Here is a 14896-nt window from a genome sequence, read left to right as displayed (position 1 = left end):
CTTGAAATTTGATTAAGTCTTCGATCGATTAGTATTCGTCAGCTCCACATATCGCTATGCTTCCACCCCGAACCTATTAACCTCATCATCTTTGAGGGATCTTATAACCGAAGTTGGGAAATCTCATCTTGAGGGGGGCTTCATGCTTAGATGCTTTCAGCACTTATCCCGTCCATACATAGCTACCCAGCTATGCCGTTGGCACGACAACTGGTACACCAGAGGTATGTCCATCCCGGTCCTCTCGTACTAAGGACAGCTCCTCTCAAATTTCCTACGCCCACGACGGATAGGGACCGAACTGTCTCACGACGTTCTGAACCCAGCTCGCGTACCGCTTTAATGGGCGAACAGCCCAACCCTTGGGACCGACTACAGCCCCAGGATGCGATGAGCCGACATCGAGGTGCCAAACCTCCCCGTCGATGTGAACTCTTGGGGGAGATAAGCCTGTTATCCCCGGGGTAGCTTTTATCCGTTGAGCGATGGCCCTTCCATGCGGAACCACCGGATCACTAAGTCCGTCTTTCGACCCTGCTCGACTTGTAGGTCTCGCAGTCAAGCTCCCTTATGCCTTTACACTCTATGAATGATTTCCAACCATTCTGAGGGAACCTTTGAGCGCCTCCGTTACACTTTAGGAGGCGACCGCCCCAGTCAAACTGCCCGCCTGACACTGTCTCCCACCATGATCAATGGTGCGGGTTAGAAATCCAACACAGCTAGGGTAGTATCCCACCAGCGCCTCCACGTAAGCTAGCGCTCACGTTTCTAAGGCTCCTACCTATCCTGTACAAGCTGTGCCGAATTTCAATATCAGGCTACAGTAAAGCTCCACGGGGTCTTTCCGTCCTGTCGCGGGTAACCTGCATCTTCACAGGTACTATGATTTCACCGAGTCTCTCGTTGAGACAGTGCCCAAATCGTTACGCCTTTCGTGCGGGTCGGAACTTACCCGACAAGGAATTTCGCTACCTTAGGACCGTTATAGTTACGGCCGCCGTTTACTGGGGCTTCGATTCGTAGCTTCGCAGAAGCTAACCACTCCTCTTAACCTTCCAGCACCGGGCAGGCGTCAGCCCCTATACATCACCTTACGGTTTAGCAGAGACCTGTGTTTTTGATAAACAGTCGCTTGGGCCTATTCACTGCGGCTCTTCAGAGCGTGAACCCTAAAGAGCACCCCTTCTCCCGAAGTTACGGGGTCATTTTGCCGAGTTCCTTAACGAGAGTTCTCTCGCTCACCTTAGAATTCTCATCTTGACTACCTGTGTCGGTTTGCGGTACGGGCACCAGTTATCTAGCTAGAGGCTTTTCTCGACAGTGTGAAATCAACGACTCGAGGAAAACATGTTTCCTCTCCCCATCACAGCTCAACCTTAAGAATGGCGGATTTGCCTACCATTCAGTCTCACTGCTTAGACGTGCACTCCAACAGCACGCTTCGCCTATCCTACTGTGTCCCCCCATCGCTTAAAACGATAAATGGTGGTACAGGAATATCAACCTGTTATCCATCGCCTACGCCTGTCGGCCTCGGCTTAGGACCCGACTAACCCAGAGCGGACGAGCCTTCCTCTGGAAACCTTAGTCAATCGGTGGATGGGATTCTCACCCATCTTTCGCTACTCACACCGGCATTCTCACTTCTAAGCGCTCCACATGTCCTTGCGATCATGCTTCGACGCACTTAGAACGCTCTCCTACCATTGTCCTACGGACAATCCACAGCTTCGGTAATATGTTTAGCCCCGGTACATTTTCGGCGCAGTGTCACTCGACTAGTGAGCTATTACGCACTCTTTAAATGATGGCTGCTTCTAAGCCAACATCCTAGTTGTCTGGGCAATACCACATCCTTTGCCACTTAACATATATTTTGGGACCTTAGCTGGTGGTCTGGGCTGTTTCCCTTTCGAACATGGACCTTATCACCCACGTTCTGACTCCCAAGTTAAATTGATTGGCATTCGGAGTTTGTCTGAATTCGGTAACCCGAGAGGGGCCCCTCGTCCAAACAGTGCTCTACCTCCAACAATCATCACTTGAGGCTAGCCCTAAAGCTATTTCGGAGAGAACCAGCTATCTCCAGGTTCGATTGGAATTTCTCCGCTACCCTCAGTTCATCCGCTCACTTTTCAACGTAAGTCGGTTCGGTCCTCCATTCAGTGTTACCTGAACTTCAACCTGACCAAGGGTAGATCACCTGGTTTCGGGTCTACGACCAAATACTCAACGCCCTATTCAGACTCGCTTTCGCTGCGGCTCCACATTTGCTGCTTAACCTTGCATCAGATCGTAACTCGCCGGTTCATTCTACAAAAGGCACGCCATCACCCATTAACGGGCTCTGACTACTTGTAAGCACACGGTTTCAAGTTCTCTTTCACTCCCCTTCCGGGGTACTTTTCACCTTTCCCTCACGGTACTGGTTCACTATCGGTCACTAGAGAGTATTTAGCCTTGGGAGATGGTCCTCCCAGATTCCGACGGAATTTCACGTGCTCCGTCGTACTCAGGATCCACTCAAGAGAGAATAAACTTTCGACTACAGGACTTTTACCTTCTCTGGTTCAACTTTCCAGGTGATTCGTCTAATTTATTCCTTTGTAACTCCGTATAGAGTGTCCTACAACCCCAATGAGCAAGCTCATTGGTTTGGGCTCTTCCCGTTTCGCTCGCCGCTACTCAGGGAATCGATTTTTCTTTCTCTTCCTGCGGGTACTAAGATGTTTCAGTTCTCCGCGTCTGCCTTCTGACATGCTATGTATTCACATGTCGATAACACAACATAACTTGTGCTGGGTTCCCCCATTCGGAAATCTCTGGATCAACGCTTACTTACAGCTACCCAAAGCATATCGTCGTTAGTAACGTCCTTCATCGGCTTCTAGTGCCAAGGCATCCACCGTGCGCCCTTAATAACTTAATCACGTTATTAATATTGTGAGTAATCGCTTGCCATCGGCAATTGATTACTAGCGATTCATTTAAATGAATAAAGCTTTTAAAACTCTAATTCACTCGGTTTTGCTTGGTAAAATCTATTTTTTACTTACTTATCTAGTTTTCAATGTACAATCTTTGAATGTTTCAAATAAACATTCAAAACTGAATACAATATGTCACGTTATTCCGTTTCAGTTTCCTGCGAAACTGTTCCGAATATATCCTTAGAAAGGAGGTGATCCAGCCGCACCTTCCGATACGGCTACCTTGTTACGACTTCACCCCAATCATTTGTCCCACCTTCGACGGCTAGTTCCTAAAAGGTTACTCCACCGGCTTCGGGTGTTACAAACTCTCGTGGTGTGACGGGCGGTGTGTACAAGACCCGGGAACGTATTCACCGTAGCATGCTGATCTACGATTACTAGCGATTCCAGCTTCATGTAGTCGAGTTGCAGACTACAATCCGAACTGAGAACGGCTTTATGGGATTTGCTTGACCTCGCGGGTTCGCTGCCCTTTGTACCGTCCATTGTAGCACGTGTGTAGCCCAAATCATAAGGGGCATGATGATTTGACGTCATCCCCACCTTCCTCCGGTTTGTCACCGGCAGTCAACTTAGAGTGCCCAACTTAATGCTGGCAACTAAGCTTAAGGGTTGCGCTCGTTGCGGGACTTAACCCAACATCTCACGACACGAGCTGACGACAACCATGCACCACCTGTCACTTTGTCCCCCGAAGGGGAAGGCTCTATCTCTAGAGTTGTCAAAGGATGTCAAGATTTGGTAAGGTTCTTCGCGTTGCTTCGAATTAAACCACATGCTCCACCGCTTGTGCGGGTCCCCGTCAATTCCTTTGAGTTTCAGCCTTGCGGCCGTACTCCCCAGGCGGAGTGCTTAATGCGTTAGCTGCAGCACTAAGGGGCGGAAACCCCCTAACACTTAGCACTCATCGTTTACGGCGTGGACTACCAGGGTATCTAATCCTGTTTGATCCCCACGCTTTCGCACATCAGCGTCAGTTGCAGACCAGAAAGTCGCCTTCGCCACTGGTGTTCCTCCATATCTCTGCGCATTTCACCGCTACACATGGAATTCCACTTTCCTCTTCTGCACTCAAGTTTTCCAGTTTCCAATGACCCTCCACGGTTGAGCCGTGGGCTTTCACATCAGACTTAAAAAACCGCCTACGCGCGCTTTACGCCCAATAATTCCGGATAACGCTTGCCACCTACGTATTACCGCGGCTGCTGGCACGTAGTTAGCCGTGGCTTTCTGATTAGGTACCGTCAAGGGATGCACAGTTACTTACATCCTTGTTCTTCCCTAATAACAGAGTTTTACGATCCGAAGACCTTCATCACTCACGCGGCGTTGCTCCGTCAGGCTTTCGCCCATTGCGGAAGATTCCCTACTGCTGCCTCCCGTAGGAGTCTGGACCGTGTCTCAGTTCCAGTGTGGCCGATCACCCTCTCAGGTCGGCTACGTATCGTTGCCTTGGTAAGCCGTTACCTTACCAACTAGCTAATACGCCGCGGGTCCATCTATAAGTGACAGCAAAACCGTCTTTCATCATAAAACCATGCGGTTTTATGTGTTATCCGGTATTAGCCCCGGTTTCCCGGAGTTATCCCAGTCTTATAGGTAGGTTACCCACGTGTTACTCACCCGTCCGCCGCTAACGTCAAAGGAGCAAGCTCCTTATCTGTTCGCTCGACTTGCATGTATTAGGCACGCCGCCAGCGTTCATCCTGAGCCAGGATCAAACTCTCCATAATAATTTATGATGTTTGACTAGCTCATAAAAACTAATTGTTTTAAAACGTCCTAAGACGTTTGTTAATTTGGAATTAACGTTGACATATTGTCATTCAGTTTTCAATGTTCATTTAAAATAATAATGGTGGAGACTAGCGGGATCGAACCGCTGACCTCCTGCGTGCAAAGCAGGCGCTCTCCCAGCTGAGCTAAGCCCCCATTATCCAATTAAGAGTCGGGAAGACAGGATTCGAACCTGCGACCCCTTGGTCCCAAACCAAGTGCTCTACCAAGCTGAGCTACTTCCCGTTATAAAATTATTAAATAAGAAATATAAAATGGCGCGCCCGATAGGAGTCGAACCCATAACCTCTTGATCCGTAGTCAAACGCTCTATCCAGTTGAGCTACGGGCGCATGTTTTATATTTATATATGGTGCCGAGGACCGGAATCGAACCGGTACGGTAATCACTTACCGCAGGATTTTAAGTCCTGTGCGTCTGCCAGTTCCGCCACCCCGGCAACATAAAATAAAAATGGAGCAGAAGACGGGATTCGAACCCGCGACCCCAACCTTGGCAAGGTTGTATTCTACCGCTGAACTACTTCTGCATGATTCAGTTATAATCGGAAAACTGATGAGCCATAGAGGATTCGAACCTCTGACCCTCTGATTAAAAGTCAGATGCTCTACCAACTGAGCTAATGGCTCATAGCTTTAAAATGGTGCCGGCCAGAGGACTTGAACCCCCAACCTACTGATTACAAGTCAGTTGCTCTACCAGTTGAGCTAGGCCGGCTATTTAAATGGTGGAGAATGACGGGTTCGAACCGCCGACCCTCTGCTTGTAAGGCAGATGCTCTCCCAGCTGAGCTAATTCTCCGAATTGTATTGCCTGGCAACGTCCTACTCTTGCGGAACGTAAGTCCGACTACCATCGGCGCTAAAGAGCTTAACTTCTGTGTTCGGCATGGGAACAGGTGTGACCTCTTTGCCATTGTCACCAGACAATATTTTAGTTATTTAATAATGTGCGTTTTAATAACTCACTTAAATTATTTTAACTTCTTTCGTTAACATTTGCAATAGTCAATTTTACACTCAGTTAAAATCTTTTTTACAAATCTGTAACGCGTTCTTTTTGACGACCCTTTAATATTACTACATCGAGTCTTTCATGTCAACACTTATGTATCATCTTTTTGAAATAATTAATATTCATGCAAGATTGCTCATAAACCGTTGCTTTATTTCATAGAACAATTAACAATTATACAGGGTTTTTAAAATTATGCAAGTGTTTTTCTAAAGTTTTTTAAAGATATTTACATTCTCTGCTTCACTCTAAAATTATCTCACTCTTCCTGCTGTTTTTGGTCTTTAAATACATAAAACCAGGTATGTCTTAAATGGTGACACACCTGGTTTTATCATCCTATTTTATTAGGTATTACGCTTATTTTTGTCTCATATATGGGAATAATAAAACGTCTCTAATAGATGGTGAGTTTGTTAACAACATAACAAGACGGTCGATACCGATACCTAAACCACCTGTTGGAGGCATACCATATTCTAATGCTTCGATATAATCTTCATCCATTTCGTGCGCTTCGTCGTTACCTTGTTCTTTTTCTTTTAATTGCGCTTCAAAGCGTTCTCTTTGATCGATTGGATCATTCAACTCTGTGAATGCATTCGCATGTTCACGGCCTACGATGAATAATTCGAAACGATCTGTGAAACGAGGATCTTCTGGATTTTTCTTAGCCAATGGTGAAATTTCAATTGGGTGACCATATACAAATGTAGGTTGAATTAATGTTTCTTCTACTTTTTGTTCGAAGAATTCATTTAAGATATGACCATATGTCATATGTTTTGTAATTTCAATGCCGTGTTCTTTCGCTAACGCGCGTGCTTCTTCATCAGATTTCACATCAAAGAAGTTTACACCCGTTGCTTCTTTAACCGCATCTACAATGTGTACACGTTTCCATTTAGATTCTAAATCAATTTCATAATCACCATAAGGGATAACTGCTGTACCTAATACCGCATTTGAGATATGACGGATTGTACCTTCAGTAATATCCATGATGTCATGGAAATCTGCATATGCTTCATAAAGTTCAATCATTGTGAACTCTGGGTTATGGCGTGTTGATACACCTTCATTACGGAATACGCGGCCGATTTCATATACTTTTTCTAAACCGCCGACGATTAAGCGTTTTAAGTGTAATTCAATCGCAATACGCATATAAAGTGTCGCATCTAAAGCATTATGGTGTGTTACAAATGGACGTGCTGCAGCCCCACCAGGAATTTGATGCATCATTGGTGTTTCTACTTCTAAGAAACCTTTACTGTTTAAGTAGTTACGCATTTCTTGAATGATTTTACTGCGGTTAATAAATGTTTGTGTGCTTTCTTGGTTTGTAATCAAGTCTAAATAACGTTGACGATAACGTTGTTCAATATCTTGAAGACCGTGGAATTTGTCTGGTAATGGACGTAATGATTTTGTAAGCATGATGAATGATTTAGCTTTAACACTTAATTCACCTGTATTTGTTTTAAACATAACGCCTTCAATACCGATAATATCTCCTAAGTCTGCCATTTTCCAAATATCAAATTGTTCTTCTCCGACTTGGTCTTTACGAACATAGATTTGGATTTGACCAGATAAATCTTGAACGTGTGCAAATCCGGCTTTACCTTTACCACGTTTAGTCATTAAGCGACCCGCAATTGCGACATGGCTTTCATCTTCTTTTTCATGTAATTCTTCTTTAGAAAATTCATCCCATTTTTCGTGTAATTCAGCAGCGCTTGCTGTACGGTCAAAGCGTTGGCCGAATGGATCAATTCCTAAATCGATTAACTCTTGTAATTTTTGACGGCGGACCTGCATTTGGTCATTCATTTCTTCTGACATGTTATCTCTCCTTATTAAGCTTCTTGTGTTGCTTTATCTGCAGCGATTTCTTTTTGGAAATTCTGCAGGATATCAATCATTTCTTGTTCTGTGTTGGCTTGGTTCAATGCTTTACGGGCTTTTCCGTTGCCTTTGACACCTTTTAGGTACCATGAAGCATGTTTGCGCATCTCCATGACGCCAACCTTCTCACCCTTTAATTCTACTAGTCGGCGCAGATGTAATAAAGCAATTTCTACTTTTTCTTTCACTGTTGGTTCTTCCATCAGCTCGCCTGTTTCTAAATAATGGACTGTACGGTAAATCATCCATGGGTTGCCTAGAGCTTCGCGTCCAATCATGACCGCATCTACTCCTGTTTCGTCCAACATTTTTTGTGCAAGTTCCGGACTTGTCACATCTCCATTGCCGATAACCGGAATATTAACCGCTTCTTTCACTTGTCTGATAATATCCCAATCGGCTTTACCTTCATACATTTGTACACGTGTGCGGCCATGCAATGAAATTGCCGAAGCCCCTGCACGTTCTGCTGCTTTCGCATTTTCTACTGCGAAAATGTGGTCGTCATCCCAACCGATACGCATCTTGCATGTCACGGGCTTGTTGACTTTCTCCACAACTGCAGACACCATTTCATAGATCTTATTAGGGTCTAGCAACCATCTTGCACCCGCTTCACAGCGGATAATCTTATTTACTGGACACCCCATATTAATATCAATAATATCAGCTGTTGTATTTTGATCTACATAAACTGCCGCTTCAACTAGGCTTTCTTTTTCTCCGCCGAAAATCTGTAAAGATAACGGACGTTCGTTTTCATCTATATACAACATATTCATTGTTTTCGGGTTATTGAATAAAATCGCCTTATCACTGACCATCTCAGCACAGACTAAACCCGCACCGAACTCTTTGACAGTCAATCTGAATGCAGAGTTGCACACCCCAGCCATAGGAGCGAGTACGACTCTATTGTCGATTTCTACATCTCCAATCTTCCACATAATTATTACCTCTCAATCTATCTCTTGCATTTATTGAACTTTTTTCACAGTTTCCTTAGGAACAGTTATATCTTTTATTTTAGTTTGTGTTCTTGGCTCTACCTTATCTGGTGCAATCTCTTGCAGCGGAATCAAGACAAAAGCACGTTCTGTCATTCGTGGATGCGGAATCGTCAAATCTTCTTCTTCAATGATTTGGTCTCCATATAACAAGATATCAATATCTAAAGTACGCGGACCCCAACGTTCTTTACGTACACGGTGTAGTTGCTGTTCGATTGCCAGACCGCTTTCAAGGACGGCTTTCGGTGATAACTCTGTTTGGATTTCAACACATAAGTTTAAGAAATCCGGTTGATCTACATAACCGACAGGTTCAGTTTCATAAAATGAAGATACCTTCACGACTTCAATACCAGGTTGCTCTCCTAATAAACGTATCGCTTCCTTCAATTGATTTTCTCGATCTCCGACATTGCTGCCGAGTCCTAAAAATACATCAGTCATTTTGATTCACCCTTGTTATTTCCACACCTACACCATCATAATGTCCTGGAATTGGTGGTACTTCTTTCGTTATACGTACTTTAGTTTCCAATACCCGATTATAGTGTGAATTTATACGATTTGCAATAAGTGCTGCGAGATGTTCGAGTAAATTTTTGGGTTCCCCTTCCATAATTGCTTTAACATCCGCATAAACTTCAGCATAGTTGATAGTATCTTCTACTTGATCCGTTTGGCCTGCAGTTGTTAAATCTGTTGTTAATTCAACATCTACTACAAAGATTTGTCCGATTTCGTTTTCTGCTGCTAAAACCCCATGATAACCGTAAAATCTCATACCCTCTAAAAATATACGATCCTTCATCGTTTAATCTCCTTTAAGTAATCAATGCCGTGTGCAATACGCGCATTGAGTTTGACATTATGTACACGAACCGCTTGCACACCTTTCATTACACCATAAGCAGTTGTCGCAGCTGTCATTTCATCGCGATCTTGCGGGCCTTCATCAGAACCCATCATTTCCTTGATGAATCGTTTACGACTTGTTGCTAATAATACTGGATATTCCGTCGCAACTAATTCGTCTAAACGTTCCATGACTTCTCGTTCTTCAACTCTTGTTTTCGCAAAACCAATACCTGGATCAATCCAAATTTTGTTGGTCGCGATACCTGCTGCTTCTGCACGATGTGCCTGTTTCAATAAATATACGAGCATTTCATCCATGACAGGGTCTTCGCGTTGACCGTCACCATTATGCATTAACACAATTTCAGCGTCATATTGGGCAACTACTTCAAACATCTTAGGATCATATAAACCTGCCCATTGATCATTAATCATTGTTGCGCCAGCTTCTAATGCCGCTTTCGCAACTTCACTGCGGAATGTGTCGACAGACAATTGCACATTAAATTCTGAGAGTGCTTTTACAACTGGAATAACACGCTCTAATTCATCTTCTAATAGGACTTCACTATGTCCTGGTCTTGTGGAGACTCCGCCGATATCTACAATGTCGACGCCTTCATCCATCATTTCTTTAACACGTGCGACTGCCGCATCTACTGAATTGTATTTCCCGCCATCTGAGAATGAATCTGGTGTTACGTTCAATATCCCCATGATTTTTGTATGTGCCATGGCTCTCTTCCTTTCTTCATAACTGTGATACATTATATCAAAATTTTAACATATGACCGACCCGAAGCGTTCAAATGCTGCTGATAAATAAAAAACCACCGTGCGCTTTCCTCTTTCAAAGAAATGCGCACGGTAGTTTGTCATTATTCGACTTATTTACCTTCAAAAGAATATAAAGGTGTAGATAAGTAACGTTCACCATTACTTGGTAGGACAGTTACAACTGTTTTACCTTTACCTAATTCTTTTGCTTTTTCGATTGCCGCGTGGATGGCAGCACCTGAAGAAATACCTGCTAAGATACCTTCTTCTTTTGCAACTCTGCGTGAAGTTTCCATTGCAGTTTCATTGCCGACTTTGATAACTTCATCATAAATATTTGTGTTTAATGTGTCAGGAACAAAACCTGCACCTAAACCTTGCAATTTATGAGGACCTGGTTCGCCGCCGCTTAAGACAGGAGAACCTTCAGGTTCGATTGCTACGATTTGAATGCTAGGGTATTTTTCTTTTAAGACTTTACCTACACCAGATAATGTACCACCAGTACCAACACCTGCTAAGAATGCATCGATTGTACGACCTTCGAATTGTTCTACAAGTTCAGGACCTGTTGTCAATTCGTGGATTAATGGGTTAGCTGGGTTTTCGAATTGTTGTGGTTCATAGTAACCATACTCTTCTTTTAACTCTTTTGCTTTTTTAATAGCACCTTTCATCGCTTCAGATCCAGGTGTTAATACCACTTCTGCACCGTATGCTTTTAATAAGTTACGACGCTCTTGGCTCATTGTTTCAGGCATTGTGAATACAGCTTTGTAACCTTTTGCTGCTGCAACAAATGCTAAACCGATACCTGTGTTACCGCTTGTAGGTTCAACAATTGTATCTCCTGGTTTAATTTTACCTTCTTGTTCAGCACGTTCAATCATCGCTAAAGCGATACGGTCTTTTACTGAACCGCCTGGGTTTTGATATTCTAATTTAACATAAACATCTGCTGCATCTTCTGGTACAAGATTATTTAATTTAACGACAGGTGTATCTCCAATCAATTGTACAATGTTATCTACGGGTTTATTTGCCATAAAAAAACGCTCCTTTATTCTTAAAAGATATTTAATTAAGTCACCAGAAATTCATCAATAATACCCCGAAACAATTTCATTCTGATGCTTAGTTATGCCATTATTTCTATTAAACCTTATCTATTTCATCGGATATTATTATTTTAGCAGATTTATACAATGTTCCACAAGTTCATTGACTCTATTCTGTATTATTTCCTCTTTTCCATTAAAAGAAACGTCTACACCGTCATTCTCAACTAAAAAAGCGAGACGCCATACGCCTCGCTTTACTTATAAATTATTTTGCTTGCAGTTCTTCTATTAAACCTTTAAGCTCTGCTTCGCTATATTGATATTTCGTACGGCAGAAATGACATTCTGCTTCTGCACCATGATCTTCGTCAATCATGCTTTGAATTTCAGCTTCACCTAGTCCTTTAATTGCATTCAAGAATTTCTCATGGCTGCAATTACATTCGAATTTTACTGGAACAGTTTCTAGGAATTTCACATGTTCTTTACCTAAAATCTCAGTCAGTAATGCTTCAGGTGATAAACCTTGATCAATCAATTGTGATACAGGCGTCATGTGCGTAATCGCTTGTTCCACTTTTTCAATTGTTTCTTCTTTCGCATTTGGCATGACTTGAATCACAAAGCCGCCCGCTGCTTTGATAGAGTTATCCGGGTTAACTAATACACCTAAGCCTACTGATGATGGTACTTGTTCACTAGTCGCATAGTAGTATGTGAAGTCTTCACCTAATTCACCTGATACAATCGGGCTTGAACCAGAGAAGTAATCTTTCATGCCGACATCTTTAACAACTGTTAAAGTACCGTTCGTACCAACTGCACGTTTAACATCTAGTTTGCCTTGATCATTTAATGGGAAATGCGTTTGCGGATTAGTAACGTAAGCACGTACATCTCCTTTCGCATTGGCATCTGCGACAATACGACCAATAGGTCCTTGACCATCTACAGTAACTGTTAATTTCTGGTCACCTTTTAACATTGCGCCCATCATCACTGTTGCTGTCATAGTACGACCTAATGCCGCTGAAGCTGTCGGCCATGTATAATGTCTCGTTTGTCCTTCTTGCACTGCGTTTGTTGTAACAGCTGCATATGCGCGGATATCTCCGTCAAACGCAAGTGCTTTTACAATATAGTCTTGAGTCATATCTCTTTACGCCTCTTTCTTTCACTTAATTTTCAACATCTATCATTTCACTGTTCAATTATTTTCGTTAAAAAATCTCTTTCTGCGTATTCCTAATGATAGCAGAAAGAGATTTTAATCTACATTATTTAGTTTCAGACAATAGAATCGTCTTACTTATCTGTACGATGATCAGAGTCATCTTTGTCTTTAGCTTCATGTGGTGTGTCATCTTCAGCTGCTTCATCAGAATGTTTCGTTTCATGATGTGCTTCTGATTCTTTTTGACGTTTTTCTTGTTCGTCTAATTCAGCATCTTCTGCTTGATGTTCCTTATCCTCTTCACGAACTTCTTCAAGGATTTCATCATAAGATTTACCGAATTTACCTTCTTGGAAGTCTTCATCGCCTTGTTTAACCACTTTCGCTTCATCATAGTTTACTTCAGGTAATTTACCTTCGTAGAATAATGAATGGATTTGTTCACGTACTAATGTTTCTTCTGTCAACAATGTCTTAGCGATTAATTTAAGCTGATCTTGATGTTCAAGAAGGATTTGTTTACAACGTTCATATTGTTCTTTGATGATACGTTGTACTTCTTTGTCGATTTCATATGCGATTTGACCAGAGTACTCTGGTTCACCTTGCATATCTTTACCTAAGAATACTTGACCGCCGCTCTTCGTAAACTGCATTGGTCCGAGTTTCTTACTCATACCATATTCAGTTACCATTGAGCGCGCAATTTGTGTTGCACGTTCGAAGTCGTTTGAAGCACCTGTAGAAACTTCATGGAAGTTAATATCTTCAGATACACGACCACCGAGCAAGCCGCAAATCTTATCAAGCAATTCTGGCTCTGTCATTAAGAAGCGATCTTGTTTCGGTAACATCATCGCGTAACCGCCTGCTTGTCCGCGTGGGACAATCGTTACTTTGTGTACCACTTCAGCTTCATCTAATACCATACCGATGATAGTATGTCCTGCTTCGTGGTGTGCGACGATATTACGTTCTTTCTCAGAAATCACACGTGATTTCTTAGCTGGACCTGCGATAACGCGGTCTGTTGCTTCTTCAATATCTCGCATATCGATTTTCTTCTTGCCGTCACGTACTGCAACTAATGATGCTTCGTTCAGCAAGTTTTCTAAATCGGCACCAGAGAAACCTGGTGTTCTTTGCGCAACTGCTTTTAAGTCTACTGTTTCGTCTAAAGGTTTGTTTCTGGCATGTACATAAAGAATCGCTTCACGGCCTTTAACATCCGGACGACCAACTTGGATTTGTCTGTCGAAACGACCTGGACGTAATAAAGCTGGGTCAAGGATATCAGGACGGTTTGTTGCCGCAATCATGATAATACCTTCGTTTTCGCCGAAGCCATCCATTTCAACTAATAATTGGTTCAACGTTTGTTCACGTTCATCGTGACCACCGCCGACACCTGCACCACGTTGACGACCTACTGCATCAATCTCATCAATGAAGATGATACAAGGTGCGTTTTTCTTCGCATTGTCGAATAAATCACGGACACGGCTGGCACCAACACCGACGAACATTTCAACGAAGTCAGAACCACTGATTGTGAAGAATGGTACGCCTGCTTCACCAGCTACGGCACGGGCAAGCAATGTTTTACCTGTACCTGGAGGACCTACTAAGAGTACCCCTTTAGGGATTCTTGAGCCCATATCTTTGAATTTCTTATTGTCTTTTAAGAAGTCGACAATTTCGATTAATTCTTGTTTTTCCTCGTCTGCACCGGCTACGTCAGAGAAACGTACACGACGTTTTTGGTTATCGTACATTTTAGCTTTGGATTTACCAAAGTTCATCATACGACCGCCGCCACCGCCGCCTTGGGCTTGACTAAGGAAGAATATGAATAATAAAGCAATAACCAATACTGGAATCAATGTTGAAAGAATACTTACAAATACGCTTTGTTTTTCTTCTTCTTTAACTGTAAATTTCAAATCTTTTTGTTTTTGTGCTTCACCTGTGACTTTTTGTAAGTCTTTTTCGTTATTATATAACATCGTTGAAGAATAATCTTCACCGTTCTTGGTCTTTCCAGTGATCATATAAACGTTCTGCTCAGGCTGAACTTCAAGTGTTTTCAAATCGCCTTTTTCAAGTTTTTCGAAGAACTGTGTATATGATAGTTGTTTCGGCATATTGCCGTTACCATTCAGCCAGGAAAATAAACCGAATATAAAAACGCCAATGATTGCGATTACAAGCACATTGCGAAAAGCTTTCTGCATGCGTTTTTTCCTCCTACTCCAATAATAAAACTAACAAAAATTGTAACACAATATAACTTTTAATGGC

The 14896-nt window shown here is 42.7% G+C and carries 8 protein-coding genes, 8 tRNA genes and 3 rRNA genes; all 19 read right to left on the bottom strand.

Features of this window, described 5'->3' with window-relative positions; genetic code table 11:
- Nucleotides 1-8 precede the first annotated feature (8 nt).
- Nucleotides 9-2932, bottom strand: a 23S ribosomal RNA gene (locus ACFCT9_RS10900).
- Nucleotides 2933-3177: 245 nt separating this feature from the next.
- Nucleotides 3178-4729 (bottom strand): 16S ribosomal RNA (locus tag ACFCT9_RS10895).
- Between the two features lie 123 nt (nt 4730-4852).
- Nucleotides 4853-4928 (bottom strand) — tRNA-Ala (locus tag ACFCT9_RS10890).
- A 16-nt stretch (nt 4929-4944) separates the two neighbouring features.
- Nucleotides 4945-5018: transfer RNA gene (locus ACFCT9_RS10885), tRNA-Pro, on the bottom strand.
- Nucleotides 5019-5048: 30 nt separating this feature from the next.
- Nucleotides 5049-5125, bottom strand: a tRNA-Arg gene (locus ACFCT9_RS10880).
- Nucleotides 5126-5143: 18 nt separating this feature from the next.
- Nucleotides 5144-5232 (bottom strand) — tRNA-Leu (locus ACFCT9_RS10875).
- A 15-nt stretch (nt 5233-5247) separates the two neighbouring features.
- A tRNA-Gly gene (locus ACFCT9_RS10870) sits at nt 5248-5322 on the bottom strand.
- A 27-nt stretch (nt 5323-5349) separates the two neighbouring features.
- A tRNA-Lys gene (locus ACFCT9_RS10865) sits at nt 5350-5422 on the bottom strand.
- A 12-nt stretch (nt 5423-5434) separates the two neighbouring features.
- Nucleotides 5435-5510: transfer RNA gene (locus ACFCT9_RS10860), tRNA-Thr, on the bottom strand.
- An 8-nt stretch (nt 5511-5518) separates the two neighbouring features.
- Nucleotides 5519-5594, bottom strand: a tRNA-Val gene (locus tag ACFCT9_RS10855).
- 10 nt (nt 5595-5604) lie between these two features.
- Nucleotides 5605-5719: ribosomal RNA gene (gene rrf, locus ACFCT9_RS10850) — 5S ribosomal RNA — on the bottom strand.
- Together the 16S, 23S and 5S rRNA genes with 8 tRNA genes alongside form the textbook arrangement of a ribosomal RNA operon.
- Nucleotides 5720-6167: 448 nt before the next feature.
- Nucleotides 6168-7655 (bottom strand): lysine--tRNA ligase, encoded by a 1488-nt coding sequence (lysS, locus tag ACFCT9_RS10845; RefSeq protein ID WP_412519250.1) that lies wholly within the window; start codon nt 7653-7655, stop codon nt 6168-6170.
- A 14-nt stretch (nt 7656-7669) separates the two neighbouring features.
- Complete coding sequence (gene dusB, locus ACFCT9_RS10840; protein ID WP_412519248.1) at nt 7670-8665, bottom strand: tRNA dihydrouridine synthase DusB; 996 nt, start codon at nt 8663-8665, stop codon at nt 7670-7672.
- 30 nt (nt 8666-8695) lie between these two features.
- On the bottom strand, nt 8696-9172 hold the full coding sequence (folK, locus tag ACFCT9_RS10835) for a 2-amino-4-hydroxy-6-hydroxymethyldihydropteridine diphosphokinase (protein WP_412519247.1): 477 nt from the start codon (nt 9170-9172) through the stop codon (nt 8696-8698).
- Nucleotides 9165-9536 (bottom strand): dihydroneopterin aldolase, encoded by a 372-nt coding sequence (folB, locus tag ACFCT9_RS10830; protein WP_412519245.1) that lies wholly within the window; start codon nt 9534-9536, stop codon nt 9165-9167. The genes folK and folB overlap by 8 nt, the downstream gene beginning before the upstream one ends.
- The gene (gene folP, locus ACFCT9_RS10825) at nt 9533-10318 is read right to left on the bottom strand and encodes a dihydropteroate synthase (RefSeq protein ID WP_412519243.1); all 786 of its coding nucleotides are present in this window, start codon (nt 10316-10318) and stop codon (nt 9533-9535) included. Before folP ends, folB begins: the two co-directional genes overlap by 4 nt.
- Nucleotides 10319-10470: 152 nt before the next feature.
- Nucleotides 10471-11406, bottom strand: a complete 936-nt coding sequence (gene cysK / locus ACFCT9_RS10820; protein ID WP_412519242.1) for a cysteine synthase A — start codon at nt 11404-11406, stop codon at nt 10471-10473.
- A 280-nt stretch (nt 11407-11686) separates the two neighbouring features.
- Entirely contained in the window at nt 11687-12574 is an 888-nt protein-coding gene (hslO, locus tag ACFCT9_RS10815; RefSeq protein ID WP_412519241.1) for an Hsp33 family molecular chaperone HslO, read from the bottom strand.
- A gap of 152 nt (nt 12575-12726) precedes the next feature.
- A complete protein-coding gene (ftsH, locus tag ACFCT9_RS10810) occupies nt 12727-14829 on the bottom strand; it encodes an ATP-dependent zinc metalloprotease FtsH (protein WP_412519239.1) in 2103 nt (700 codons plus the stop codon).
- Nucleotides 14830-14896 lie beyond the last annotated feature (67 nt).

The organism is Staphylococcus simulans (genome assembly GCF_047037175.1).
Taxonomy (GTDB): domain Bacteria; phylum Bacillota; class Bacilli; order Staphylococcales; family Staphylococcaceae; genus Staphylococcus; species Staphylococcus simulans_C.
This window is presented reverse-complemented; position numbering and strand designations above follow the sequence as displayed.